This is a genomic window from Phenylobacterium sp. (genome assembly GCF_030693625.1).
Classification (GTDB): domain Bacteria; phylum Pseudomonadota; class Alphaproteobacteria; order Caulobacterales; family Caulobacteraceae; genus Phenylobacterium; species Phenylobacterium ferrooxidans.
Genome location: NZ_JAUYAF010000065.1, coordinates 155,020 through 168,366, shown reverse-complemented (window position 1 = coordinate 168,366; position 13,347 = coordinate 155,020). Strand labels below are relative to the sequence as shown.

Genomic DNA, 13,347 nt, shown 5'->3' with positions numbered 1-13,347 from the left:
GACCCGCGCCTCGCCGCCCCGCCAAGGTGGCGCGGACGTCGGAGGGTACGCATGAGTTTTAAGGCCCGGCTCGAACGTGAGTGGCGGTTCGTACGCGGGCTCAACCGCACCCTGAAGCGGGTGAAGACCATTGCGCCCACGTCGCCCAACCTAGTCTGCGACGATCTGCAGGCCGCCGTCGATCAGTGGCGTGAAAAGCCGGCCCTGACCTTCGAGGGCAAGACGCTGACCTACGGCGAGATGGACGCCATCGCCAATCGCTACGCCCATTGGGCCAAGACCAACAACCTGCGGCGCGGCCAGAGCGTGGCGTTGTTCATGCCCAACCGGCTGGAATATTTTCCCATCTGGTATGGCCTGACCAAGGTCGGGGTGATCACCGCCCTGATCAACAATCAGCTCTCGGGCGCGGCGCTCGCCCATTGCCTGAACATCTCGGGCGCCGGTCACGCCATCGTCGACTCCGAGACATCCGTCGCCTTCGAACAGGCCAAGGGGCTGCTGGACAGACCCATGCAGCAATGGGTGCTGGGTCACGCGGTGGGCGATCAGCGCGATCTCTCGCAGGCCTTGAAGAGCTGCAGCTCCCTGCCGCCCGACCGTTCGGTGCGCGAGGGGATGACGGCGAGCGACACGGCCCTGTTCATCTACACCTCCGGCACGACCGGCCTGCCCAAGGCGGCGCGGATCACCCATGTGCGGGCCCAGCTGTTCATGCGCGGCTTCGCGGGCTCCACCGGGGCCACGGAGAAGGACCGGATCTACAATCCCCTGCCGCTCTATCACTCCACGGGGGGGCTCTGCGGCCTGGGCGCGGCCCTGCTGAACGGCGGCTCGGTGGTGCTGAAGAAGAAGTTCTCCGCCACGCACTTCTGGTCCGACGTGGTGGCCGAGGAAGCCACGATGTTCGTCTATATCGGCGAGCTGTGCCGCTACCTGGTGAACCATCCGCCCGGGGAGGACGACACCCGCCACAAGCTGCGCCTGGCCTTTGGCAACGGCCTGCGCCCCGATGTCTGGGCGGAGATGAAGTCGCGGTTCCGGATTCCCGAGATCCTGGAGTTCTACGGCTCCACCGAAGGCAATGTGTCGATGTTCAACTTCGATGGCCGCACCGGCGCCATCGGACGTGCGCCCAAGTGGCTGCGCAATCGGTTCAACATCCGTCTGGTCCAGTACGATGTCGAGGCCGAGGCGCCGATCCGCGGGGCCGACGGTTTCTGCATCGAATGCGGGCCGGGCCAGGTGGGGGAGTGCATCGGCAAGATCGGCCAGGGCGACGCGCGAAGCGAATATACCGGCTATGTCGACAAGGTCGCCTCGGACCGGAAAATCCTGCGCGATGTGTTCGAGAAGGGCGACGCCTGGTTCCGCACCGGCGACCTGATGAAGGCTGACGGCGACGGCTATTTCTACTTCATCGACCGGATCGGCGACACCTTCCGCTGGAAGGGCGAGAACGTCTCCACCGGTGAGGTGGCCGAACGGCTGCAGGCGGTACCGGGGGTCACCGAGGCGAATGTCTATGGCGTCGAGGTTCCCGGCGCCGACGGCCGAGCCGGCATGGCTGGCCTGGTGGTGGACGCAGATTTCGACATCAAGGTCTTCGGCGACCAGGTGGCCGCCGACCTGCCGCCCTACGCCCAGCCGGTGTTCGTGCGCATCCTGCCGGCTATCGAGACCACGGGCACCTTCAAGTACCGCAAGCTCGACCTGGTGACCGACGGCTTCGACCCCGGCAAGGTGAAGGGGGCGATGTTCTACAAGGACGGCGCCAAGGGCTATGTGAAGCTGACCAAGGCCGGATTCGCCAAGCTGGAGGCCGGCGGCGTGAAGCTCTGAGCAGATCCTTCCCCAGGCGCGTAGCGACGATGTGGGGGCGGTGGGCTGTCGCGAAGCGGCAGGCCGGAGGGGGATCGACGTAGTCGACACCAGTCGCCGTAGAACAAGTGTCAAAGTCCCCCTCAGTTAGCGTCGCTGACAGCTCCCCCAGTGGGGGAGCATCTGATAGGGCCAGCCAAAAAACCCGCCCGGCTAAGACCGCTTTAAACCCTACCGGACCATTCTCTCGTCATGGCCAAGCTCATTCTCGTCACCGGCGGCGCCGGGTTCATCGGTTCGTCGCTCTGCGCGCGCCTTGTCGCCGAAGGCCACAAGGTCATCTCGCTCGACAACTATTTCGCAGGGACGAAGGACGCCCATGTCGCGGGCGTCGACTACCGCGACGGCCACACCAAGGATGTGGCGGCCCTGGTGCCCGAGACGCCGGACCTGATCTTCCACCTGGGGGAATATTCCCGCGTGGAGAAGAGCCTGCTGGAACCGGCGACGGTCTGGGACCTGAACAAGGCCGGCAGCTTCGGCGTGCTGGAGTTCTGGCGGGCCAAGGGCTGCAAGCTGCTCTACGCCGGGTCGTCCACCAAGTTCGGCGACGGCGGGCTGGGCCGCGACCAGAGCCCCTATGCCTGGACCAAGGCCACCAATACCGAACTCGTCCGCAACTATGGCGACTGGTACGGCCTGCAGTACGCCATCACCTACTTCTACAACGTCTACGGACCGGGCGAGCGCGCCGGGGCCTATGGCACCCTGATCGAGATCTTCCGCCAGCGCCGCCTGGCCGGTGAGCAGCTGCGGGTGAATGCGCCCGGCACCCAGAAGCGCAACTTCACCCACATCGACGACATCGTTGAGGGCCTGGTCCTGGTGGGCGAGAACGGGGTCGGCGACGACTTCGGCCTGGGAGACAGCCGCGCCTATTCGATCCTGGAGGTGGCGGAGATGTTCGGCGGCGAGATCGTCATGGGGCCGGAGGTGGCCGGCAATCGGATGAGCGCCGACATCGACACCTCGAAGACACGCCTGCTTGGCTGGTCGCCGACCCGCGCCCTGATCGACTATATCGGTCAGACTCCCGGTGCGAACACCAAGCCCCGCCGAGACTAGGCGTCCAGAGGCAGGACGACCCGGCACTGGATGCCGTCGGCGTGGTAGGCCAGGGTCGCCTCGCCGCCCAGCTCACCCTGCAGACTGCGTTCGATCAGGCGTGAGCCGAACCCCCTGCGGGTGGGGGCGCTGACCTTCGGCCCCTTCTCCTCGGTCCAGGCGATGACCAGGCGGTCGCCTCCCTGACCGCTTTCCACCGACCAGTGAACCCGCACGCAGCCCTCGGGACTGGAGAGGGCGCCATACTTCGCCGCGTTGGTGGCCAGTTCGTGGAACAGCAGGCCTAGCGCCAGGGCGCGGGCGGGCGAAAGCGCGAGGTCGGGCCCCTCCAGGCGGTAGCGCTCGACGCCGTGAGGTCGGAACTCCGCCAGCAGGATGTCACGCAGGTCGGCGCTGCGCCAGCTGGAGGCGGTGAGCAGATCGTGGGTGGCCGACAGGGCCAGCAGCCGCGACTTAAAGGCCTGGCGGAAGGCCACCGGGTCGGGGCTGGTGCGCAGGGTCTGGGCGGCGATCGACTGCACCGTCGCCAGGGTGTTCTTCACCCGGTGGTTCAGCTCGTCCAACAGCAGCTTCTGTTGCTGCTCGGCGCGAACCCGGTCGGTGACGTCGCTGCCCTCGACGAAGACACCGGCCGCCTGGCCGTCGGCGCCGAGGATCGGCTGATAGATGAAATCGACGAAGCGCTCCTCGGGTGGACCGTCGGCGGTGCGCTGCAGGCTGACGCCCACGGCCCGTCCGATGAAGGGCTCGCGGCTGGCCATCACGCTCTGCAGCAGCCCCACGAACCCCTGGCCGCGGACCTCCGGCAGGGCCGCGTCCACCGGCAGGCCGATCACCGGGCGGTGGCCGACAAGCTGCTGATAGGCGTCATTGGCCAGGGTGAAGGTGAGGTCAGGCCCGGTGAGCACGGCCATGAAGCCCGGGGCCTGGCGGAAGATGTCGCGCAGCTCGCCCGTCTCCTGCAGCAGGGAGAGGTTGGCTTGCTGAACCTCCAGCACGCGCTGCAGCAGGCTGGTTTCGCCGGGGGCCGGCGCCTCGCTGCTGGCCTGCTGCTTCAGGGTCTGGAGTTCGGTGACGTCGACGGTGTTCTGGACGATGAAGGCCACCTGCCCGTCGTCGCCGAACAGGGGCGTGTGCACCGCCGACCAGTAGCGCATCTGCATCCCGCCGCCCTCGCTGGCGGGCCGCTCGATGGCGTAGGAGATCAGGGCCATGGTGTCGGGCTGGCCGGTCTGGAGGACACGCTCAAAGGAGGCGCGCAGCAGGCGGCCGCTCTCGCCCGGATCGGGGAACATCTCGAAGATGGGCTGGCCCAGCAGCGTGTCGCGGTCCCGGCCCAGGGTGTCGACATAGGCCTGGTTGACCTCGACGTAACGAAGCTCGCGGTCCAGCACCATGTACGGGCTGGGCAGGGCGTCGAACAGGGCGTGGAAGTCGATCTTCGGCAAGGCGTGGTCCCGCATTTTCATCAATGCCCGCGGGCCGACCGCATCATAACGAATGGGGGAGATGGCTGCATCCCTCGCGAGATCCAGAATGATGAAAGGTCGCGGCGGCGCTGCGTTCGCACGCGGACTCGCCTATATCTGCGCCATGCCGACTGACACGACCCTGGCGCCCCTGAAGGGCGCGGCCCTGATCAAGGACGAGGTGAAGCGTCTGCCGGACTCGCCGGGCGTCTACCGCATGATGGGCGAGGACGGCGAGGTCCTCTATGTGGGCAAGGCGCGGTCGCTGAAGAAGCGGGTGCTGCAGTATGCGCAGGGAAGGTTCCACACCCAGCGCATCGCCTTGATGGTGGACCTGACCCGGTCCATGGAGTTCGTCACGGTCCGCACCGAGACCGACGCCCTGTTTCTCGAGATCAACCTGATCAAGCAGCTGAAGCCGCGCTTCAACGTGCTGCTGCGGGACGACAAGAGCTTCCCCGAGATCGTCATCCGGCGCGAACACCCGGCCGCCCAGCTGCGCAAGCATCGCGGCGCCCACACCATCAAGGGCGACTATTTCGGGCCCTTCGCCAGCGCCTGGGCGGTGAACCGCACCCTGAACACCCTGCAGAAGGCCTTCCTGCTGCGGTCGTGCTCCGACAGCGTCTATGAGAGCCGCACCCGGCCCTGCATGCTGCACCAGATCAAGCGCTGCGCCGCGCCCTGCACCGGGCTCGTCAGCCTGGAGGACTACGGCGCCCTGGTGGAGCAGGCCGAGGATTTCCTGCGCGGCAAGAGCCGGGCGGTGATCTCCAGGATGTCGGGCGAGATGCAGGCGGCCTCCGATGACATGGAGTTCGAGCGCGCCGCGCGCCTGCGCGACCGCATCCGGGCCCTGGCCTCGGTGGCCCAGGAGCAGCAGATCAATCCAGAGACCCTGGACGAGGCCGATGTCTTCGCCCTGTTCGCCGAGGGCGGGCAGGCCTGCGTCCAGGTGTTCTTCTTCCGGGCGGGCCAGAACTGGGGCAACCGCGCCTACTTCCCCCGGGTCGACAAGTCCGACGAGGACATCGACGTGATGAGCGCCTTCCTTGGCCAGTTCTATGACGACAAGCCGATCCCGCGCCTGATCCTGACCAATGTAGAGCCGGCCGAGCGGGAGCTGCTGTGCGAGGCCTTCTCCCTGAAGGCCGGCCGCAAGGTGGAGATCAGCCGGCCGCAGAAGGGGGAGAAGAAGGGTCTGGTGGACCACGCCCTCACCAACGCCCGCGAGGCCCTGGGGCGCAAGATGAGCGAGAGCTCGGCGCAGGGGAAACTGCTGGCCGGGGTGGCCGAGGCCTTCGGCCTGGAGGGCCCGCCCGAACGGATCGAGGTCTATGACAACAGCCACATCATGGGCACGAACGCCGTGGGCGGGATGATCGTGGCCGGGCCCGAGGGCTTCAACAAGAACCAGTACCGCAAGTTCAACATCAAGGGCACGGAGCTCACCCCCGGCGACGATTTCGGGATGATGAAGGAGGTGCTGCGGCGCCGCTTCGGGCGGATGGTCAAGGAGGAGGAGAGTGGCGAGGCCTCCAGCCCGCGGCCCGACCTGGTGCTGATCGACGGCGGCGCGGGCCAGATCTCGGCGGTGATGGAGGTGATGGCCGACCTGGGCGTCGACGACATCCCCGTGGTGGGGGTGGCCAAGGGGCCCGACCGCGACGCCGGGCTGGAGCGCTTCCACGTGGCCGGCAAGCCGCAGTTCATGCTCGAGCCTAAGTCGCCGGTTCTCTACTACCTGCAGCGCCTGCGCGACGAGGCCCACCGCTTCGCCATCGGCACCCACCGCATCAAGCGGTCCATCGACATGAAGAAGAACCCCCTGGACGAGATCGAGGGCGTGGGGCCCGGCCGCAAGCGCGCCCTGCTGCACGCCTTCGGCTCGGCCCGCGGGGTGAGCCGCGCCTCGGTGGACGACATCATGAAGGTCGACGGGGTCAGCGAGCCCCTGGCCCAGCGGATCTTCGACTTCTTCCGCAAGGCGTAGCGACTCTCGGCAAGCTGAGGCGTTAGACTGTCATGATGAAGTCCCTGCCCAACATCCTGTCCACCGGCCGCCTGATCCTGACGGTCCTCATGTTCGTGGCCCTGGCCGCTGCGGCGGGCGGCGTGCCCTATGTCAGCGAGAACCTGACGCCCGACACCCAGTTCGCCCTGCAACGGTTCGCCTTCTGGGCCTTCGTGATCGCCGCGGTGACCGACTATTTCGACGGCTGGCTGGCGCGCAAGTTCGACGCCGTGACGGTCTGGGGCGCGATCCTCGACCCCATCGGCGACAAGGTGCTGGTGGCGGGCGCGATCCTGGGCCTGATGGCGCTGGGCCCCCAGCCGGCCGTGGTGCTGCCGGTGGGCCTGATCCTGTTCCGCGAGTTCACGGTCAGCGCTCTGCGCGAGGTCGGCGCGGGCCGGGGGATCAAGCTGCCGGTCACGATGTTGGCCAAGTGGAAGACCACCCTGCAACTGGTGGGCCTGGGCGCGGAGCTGCTGGTGGCCTCGTGGGCGGCGTTCCAGCTGCCGTCGGACCCGTCCATCCAGGGCCCGGTGATGATCTTCGCCCACACGGTGCTGTGGCTGGCCGCCCTGGTGACCCTGATCACCGGCTGGCAGTACTGGGACCAGACGCGCAAGGCGCTGGCCGCCTAGCTCATCGGATTGGCGGGCTGGGGCGGCTCGGGCAGGGGGATGAACTCCTGGTCGGCCTTGGCCTGCTCGATGCGCTCCTTGGACGAGGAGACGAAGTTCCAATCGATGAAGCGCGGGCCCACCGGCTCGCCCCCCAGCAGCATGACGATGGCCGGCGTGACGGCGGTGAACAACACCGGTTCGCCCGGCTTGAACACGATCATCTGGCCTTCGCGGAAGGTCTGGCCCAGCACCTCCACCTCGCCGCGGGCCACATAGGCCGCGCGCTCGGGATATTCGGCGGGAAGCTGCGCCTTGGCGCCGGCCTGCAGCGCCCAATGGACATAGAACATCGGCGAGTGGGTCTTGACCCGCGCCTGCGCCCCGACGGCCCTGCCGACGATCAGCCGGGCCCACATGCCGTTTTCCTCATAGGTCGGCAGGTCGGCGACGTCGTGATGGTAGAAGGCCGGATCGATCTCCTCCTGGCCGTCGGGCAGGGCGACCCAGGTCTGGATGCCGTCCATGCGGCCTCCATGGGCGCGCAGGTCCTCGAAGCGCTCGGAGTGGGTGATGCCGCGGCCCGCGGTCATCCAGTTCACCTCGCCCGGGTTCACCACCTGGGTGGCGCCTACCGAGTCGCGGTGGGTCATCTGGCCTTCGAACAGATAGCTGACGGTGGACAGGCCGATGTGGGGATGGGGGCGGACATCGACGCTGAGCGGGAAGCCGGCGGTGAAATCGGCCGGACCCATATGGTCGAAGAAGATGAAGGGCCCGACCATCCGGTGGGCATGGAACGGCAGGACCCGCCCCACCTCGAACCCGCCAAGGTCCTTGCGGCGTTGTTCAATGACGAGGTCGATCATGGGAAGGAAACCCTAGGAGTGGGCGCTCACATATGGACTGACCAGGCCGAGCGGCGCGGCGGTCGTATTCTTCACCGAGCGTATGACGATCCGGCTCTCGATGTTGGAGACCAGACCCAGGGACAGGATCTTCTCGCGCAGGAAGTCGTCGAAGGCGTGCATGTCGCGGGTCACGACCCGCAGCTCGTAGTCGGCCGAACCGGTGACGGTGGCGCACTGCACCACCTCGGCCAGCTTGGTGATGGCCTGCTCGAAGTCGTTGAGGTTGTCCTTGGTGGGAAGGCTGAGCTTGACGGTGCAGTAGACCTCGAAGCCCAGGCCCAGCAGTTCGCGGTCCAGGATGGTCACGCGGCGCTGGATGATGCCGGAATCTTCCAGGCGCTTGATCCGGCGCCAGCAGGGGCTGGAGGACAATCCGACCCGCTCGGCGATCTCGGCGACGGACAGTCCGGCGTCATGCTGAATAAGATCCAGGATCTTAGCATCGACAGCGTCGAGAGCCTCAGACAAGTTTTCCTCCCACACTTGGCGCTATTGCGCCTCATTCGTGCCCCGGAACCGCTGTCAGGGGGCACGCCTTTGGCAAGCAATTGCGGCGCACTTATATGATCTTCTAACCTCGTTAGGGAACCCAAAAGGAAAGAAATTGCGATGCGGCACCAGGATGTGACGCTCGACGACAAATTTCTGCTCAGCCAGGGCCGGGTTTTCATCACCGGCGTGCAGGCCTTGTTGCGAGTTCTGATGGATCAGCGCCGCCTCGACCAGGCGGCCGGTCTGAACACCGCCGGTTTCCTCTCCGGCTATCGCGGCTCGCCATTGGGCGGGCTGGACCAGCAGGCGACGCGGGCGAAGAAGCACCTGGAAGCCTGCGAGGTGGTCTTCAAGGAAGGCCTCAACGAGGACCTAGCCGCCACCGCCGTCTGGGGCAGCCAACAGGCCAACCTCTTCCCCGGCGCCAAGTTCGATGGCGTCTACGGCATGTGGTACGGAAAGGCGCCTGGCGTCGACCGCACCGGCGACGCCTTCAAGCATGCCAATTTCGCCGGGACCTTCCCCAAGGGCGGTGTCTTGGCCGTCGCCGGTGACGACCACACCTGCAAGTCCTCGACCCTGCCGTCGCAGTCGGAATTCGCCTTCCAGGACTTCGAGATGCCGGTGCTGTCGCCAGCCGATGTGCAGGAGGTGCTGGACTACGGCCTGCTGGGCTACGCCATGTCGCGCTATTCCGGCCTTTGGGTCGGGCTGATCGCGCTCGCCGACACCATGGACAGCGGTGTCACCATCGACGTGGACCTGGCGCGCCACAAGTTCGTCCTGCCCACCAACTTCGCCCTGCCGCCCGGTGGGCTGGGCATCCGGCTGAAGGACCAGCCGCTGGACAAGGAGCGCCGGCTCCGCACCCAGAAGATCCCCGCCGCCCTGGCCTTCGCCCGCGCCAACAGGATCGACCGGGTGGTGCTGCCGGCCGCCCGGCCTCGGCTGGGCATCGTCTGCCAGGGCCAGGCCTACACGGACGTGATCGAGGCCTTCGCGGCCATGCGCATCAGCTTCGAGGAAGCGGCCAGCCTCGGGGTCTCGATCTACAAGGTCGGCATGCCCTGGCCGCTGGAGCCGCAGGGTCTGCGGGCCTTCGCCGCCGGTCTCGAGACCCTGATGGTCATCGAGCACAAGCGCCCCCTGATCGAGACCCAGGCCCGCGCCGCCCTTTACGACCTGCCGGCCCACGCCCGTCCGCGCATCATTGGCAAGACCGACGAGGTGGGCCATCCGCTGCTGTCGCAGCTGGGCTCGCTGTCGGTGGCCGAGGTGGCGCTGGCCATCGCCGACCGCCTGCCGCCCGGGCCGCACATGGACCGGGTGCATGACTATCTGAGCCGTGTCTCGGCCGCCTCCATGGCGGCGGTGACCCTGGCCGCCGAACAGCAGCGCAAGCCGTTCTTCTGCTCGGGCTGCCCGCACAACACCTCGACGCGACTTCCCGAGGGATCGCGGGCTCTGGCCGGCATCGGCTGTCACTACATGGCCAGCTTCTCCGATCCCCAGACCGACTTGAACAGCCACATGGGCGGCGAGGGCCTGACCTGGGTGGGCTCGGCGCCCTTCACCACCGAGGACCATGTCTTCGCCAACCTGGGGGATGGGACCTACAACCACTCCGGCTCGCTCGCGGTCCGCGCCTCGATCGCCGCCAAGTCGCACATCACCTACAAGCTGCTGTTCAACGACGCCGTGGCCATGACCGGCGGCCAGCAGGCCGAGAGCGGCTTCACGCCGGCTCAGATCACCCGGCAGCTGGCCTCGGAAGGTATCGCCAAGACCGTCATCGTCGCCGACGATCCCAGCCGCTACGCTCACGTCACCGACCTGGCGCCGGGCGTCGAGGTCAAGCCGCGCTCCGAGCTGATCGCCGTGCAAAAGATGCTGCGCGACACGCCGGGCACGACGGTCCTGCTCTATGACCAAGTCTGCGCCACCGAGAAGCGCCGTCGCCGCAAGCGCGGGGCCATGGAAACCGCCACCAAGCGGGTCTTCATCAACCCCCTGGTCTGCGAGGGCTGCGGCGACTGTTCCAAGGTCTCCAACTGCGTCTCCGTCGAGCCGCTGAACACCGAGTTCGGCCGCAAGCGGAAGATCAACCAGTCCACCTGCAACACCGACTATTCCTGCCTCGACGGCTTCTGCCCCTCCTTCGTCACCATCGAGGGCGGTGAGAACGCCCAGGCCAAGGCCCTGCCGGCGCTGACCGCCGACTCCACGCCCCTGCCCAGCTTCGAGCCGCTGGAGGGGGTGAAGAACATCGTCTTCACCGGCATCGGCGGGACCGGCGTCACCACTGTCGCCTCGATCCTGGCCATGGCCGCCCACGTCGACGGCCGCGCCGCCTCGGTGGTGGACATGACCGGCCTGGCCCAGAAGGGCGGGGCGGTGTTCTCCCATGTCCGCATCGGCGAGCTTGAGGAGACCGTGGTCGGCGGCCGGGTGCCGGCGGCCTCGGCCCATGTGCTGATCGCCTGCGACATCCTCTCGGCGGCAGGGCCGGACGCGCTGTCGCTCTACGCCAAGGACCGCACCGTGGCCTGCGGCAACGAGGACTTCGCCCCCACCGCCGACTTCGTCACCGATCGCGACGTGCGGTTCGACGCCGGAAACATGGCCCGCCGGATCGCGGCGGCCACCAAGAGCTACGACGAGTGCCCGGCGCACCACCTGGCCGAGACCCACTTCGGCGACGCCATCTACGCCAACATGATCATGGTGGGCTTCGCCTGGCAGAAGGGGCTGATCCCGATCTCCAGCCGGGCGGTCTATCGCGCCATCCGGCTGAACGGGGTCCAGGCCGAGGCCAACCTGCAGGCCTTCGAACTGGGCCGCCGGGTGGCCCACGATCCGGCTGAGCGCGGCAAGGCCGAGGCCGACGTGCCGACGCCGGAGACCATGCCGCTGGCCGAACTGATCGCCCACCGCGCGCGCGAACTGACCGCCTATCAGAACCAGGCCTATGCCCGCCGCTATCTGACCCGGGTTGAAGACGTCGCCAAGGCCGAGGCCATCTTCGGTTCGGAGGTCCTGACCCGTTCGGTGGCGGTGAATCTCTACAAGCTGATGGCCTACAAGGACGAGTACGAGGTGGCCCGGCTCTATTCCGACGGCCGCTTCGAGGCCGAGAAGAACGGGACCTTCAAGGGCGGCAAGGCCAAGGTCTGGCTGGCCCCGCCGATCATCGCGCCCAAGGACGCCAATGGCCGGCCGAAGAAGATCGCCTTCGGAGGCTGGATGCTGGACCTGGGCTTCCCGATGCTCGCCAAGCTGAAGGGCCTGCGCGGGACGGGCTTCGACCTCTTCGGCTACAGCGAGGAGCGCAAGATGGAGCGCGGCCTGATCGCGGCTTACGAGGCGGGGATCGACAAGCTGCTCGCCGGTCTCTCGGCGGAGAAGATGCCGCTCGCCGTCCAGATCGCCCAGGTCCCGCAACAGATCCGCGGCTATGGCCACATCAAGGAGGCGTCCGTCACCAAGGCCACGGCGCAGGAGACTACCCTGTGGGCGCAGTGGGCCTTGACCTGACGAAGGGGTAGAGCGCCGCTGCGGAGGCCAGCAGAACCCCCGCGATGAGAGGCGCTCTCCAGTCGTCGGAGGCGATCCGCGCCACGAGCAGTCCAAGGCACACAACCGCGCCGGCCGCCGGGATGACGACAGGTATCTCGAAACCGCCTTTGGGCTCGTCCTTGCGCAGGGTCAGCACCACCAGGGATGCGTTGACCACGACGAAGACGCAGAGCAGCAGCAGGACCGTGGCGGAGGCGAGTTCGGCGATGTCGCCGGCCATGGCCAGGGCGATCAGCAGGACCAGCAGGATGACGATGGCGAAGTGAGGCGTGCGCCGCGTGGGATGAACCCGCGCCAGCTGAGCGGGCAGCCGGCCATCGCGCGCCATGCCGTACAGCAGGCGCGAGGCGGTGACGTAGTTGATGAGGGCCGAGTTGGCGACGGCGAAGACCGTGATGACCACGAAGGCCCAGTCGGGGAACCAGGGCGCGGCCCGGGCCATGACGTCGGCCAGGGGGGCCTTGGCGTCGGCCAGCTCCCGCCAGGGGATGACCGAAACCGCCGTCACCGCCACCCCGATGTAGAGGACGCAGGCCAGCGACATGCCGAGCACCAGCCCCAAGGGCAGGGTGCGTCGCGGGTTCTTGACCTCCTCGGCGACATTCAGCGTGTCTTCAAAGCCCACGAAGGAGAAGAAGGTGAGCACGGCGCCCTGCACCATCAGCAGCGGCGGGATGGCCAGCAGGCTGCCGCCGGACGGGGTCGCTGGGGTCTGGAACATGTCCACCGACCCCCAGTACTTCGCGCCCACGACGATGATCAGGGCCAGGCCGGCGGCCTCCACCACGCTGCACACGACATTGGCCCACATGCTCTCGCGAATGCCGCGAAAGACGATGCCGGCCATCAGGAACAGATAGGCCACCGTCAGGACCACGACCGGTGTCTCTGACAGGAAGGGGATGCGCTGCAGGTTTAATCCGATGACCCACGATCCCGCGGCGATCGAGGTGAGGCCTGAGCCAGCGACGGCCAGCCCCAGGACATGGGTCAGCAGGCCCCTGCCGTAGGCGCGGTGGGTGACGTAGGCCGCCCCCCCGGCCCGCGGGTAGCGGGAGCCGAGGGAGGCGTAGGACAGCCCGGTGAGCAGGGCGGCCACCATGGCCAGGAGGAATCCCAACCAGACCGCCGAGCCGAGTTCGCCCGCCGCCTTGCCGATCAGGCCATAGATGCCGGCGCCCAGCATGGAGCCTGCGGAGTAGAACACCATCTGGCCCAGACCGATGGTCCGCATGAGTTGCGGCTGGCCTGTCGGGGCGTCGGGGCTAGCGGAGTCTGTCAGGGCCATCTCCTTGCAATGGGAACGGTCAAGGTCGGTTCCCGAC

General features: G+C 67.4%; 9 protein-coding genes. 5 read left to right on the top strand and 4 right to left on the bottom strand.

The window, feature by feature from the left end; genetic code table 11:
* The first annotated feature begins 51 nt into the window (after positions 1-51).
* Positions 52-1,842 carry a long-chain-acyl-CoA synthetase gene (locus Q8N10_RS14835; RefSeq protein WP_304775642.1) on the top strand — a complete coding sequence of 597 codons (1,791 nt, stop codon included), beginning with the start codon at positions 52-54 and terminating at the stop codon, positions 1,840-1,842.
* A gap of 231 nt (positions 1,843-2,073) precedes the next feature.
* Positions 2,074-2,946 carry an NAD(P)-dependent oxidoreductase gene (locus Q8N10_RS14830; RefSeq protein ID WP_304775645.1) on the top strand — a complete coding sequence of 291 codons (873 nt, stop codon included), beginning with the start codon at positions 2,074-2,076 and terminating at the stop codon, positions 2,944-2,946.
* Here Q8N10_RS14830 and Q8N10_RS14825 read toward each other — a convergent pair.
* Positions 2,943-4,394, bottom strand: a complete 1,452-nt coding sequence (locus tag Q8N10_RS14825) for a sensor histidine kinase (protein ID WP_304775648.1) — start codon at positions 4,392-4,394, stop codon at positions 2,943-2,945. The two genes, Q8N10_RS14830 and Q8N10_RS14825, sit on opposite strands and share 4 nt — an antisense overlap.
* 145 nt (positions 4,395-4,539) lie before the next feature.
* Between Q8N10_RS14825 and uvrC the strand changes: the two genes are divergently transcribed.
* Together uvrC and pgsA are read left to right on the top strand one after the other, a co-directional pair.
* Positions 4,540-6,408, top strand: coding sequence for an excinuclease ABC subunit UvrC (uvrC, locus tag Q8N10_RS14820; RefSeq protein ID WP_304775650.1), 1,869 nt, complete (start codon positions 4,540-4,542; stop codon positions 6,406-6,408).
* Between the two features lie 35 nt (positions 6,409-6,443).
* Positions 6,444-7,064: a CDP-diacylglycerol--glycerol-3-phosphate 3-phosphatidyltransferase gene (pgsA, locus tag Q8N10_RS14815; RefSeq protein ID WP_304775663.1), complete on the top strand. Its 621-nt coding sequence runs from the start codon at positions 6,444-6,446 to the stop codon at positions 7,062-7,064.
* Here pgsA and Q8N10_RS14810 read toward each other — a convergent pair.
* Together Q8N10_RS14810 and Q8N10_RS14805 are read right to left on the bottom strand one after the other, a co-directional pair.
* On the bottom strand, positions 7,061-7,912 hold the full coding sequence (locus tag Q8N10_RS14810; RefSeq protein ID WP_304775652.1) for a pirin family protein: 852 nt from the start codon (positions 7,910-7,912) through the stop codon (positions 7,061-7,063). The two genes, pgsA and Q8N10_RS14810, sit on opposite strands and share 4 nt — an antisense overlap.
* 12 nt (positions 7,913-7,924) lie before the next feature.
* A complete protein-coding gene (locus Q8N10_RS14805) occupies positions 7,925-8,422 on the bottom strand; it encodes an Lrp/AsnC family transcriptional regulator (RefSeq protein WP_304775654.1) in 498 nt (165 codons plus the stop codon).
* A gap of 141 nt (positions 8,423-8,563) precedes the next feature.
* On the opposite strand from Q8N10_RS14805, the gene Q8N10_RS14800 reads away from it, so the two are divergent.
* Entirely contained in the window at positions 8,564-11,980 is a 3,417-nt protein-coding gene (locus Q8N10_RS14800) for an indolepyruvate ferredoxin oxidoreductase family protein (RefSeq protein WP_305663948.1), read from the top strand.
* On the opposite strand, the gene Q8N10_RS14795 is transcribed toward Q8N10_RS14800, so the two are convergent.
* Positions 11,949-13,256 carry an APC family permease gene (locus Q8N10_RS14795; RefSeq protein ID WP_304779905.1) on the bottom strand — a complete coding sequence of 436 codons (1,308 nt, stop codon included), beginning with the start codon at positions 13,254-13,256 and terminating at the stop codon, positions 11,949-11,951. The genes Q8N10_RS14800 and Q8N10_RS14795 overlap by 32 nt on opposite strands.
* Positions 13,257-13,347: the final 91 nt, after the last annotated feature.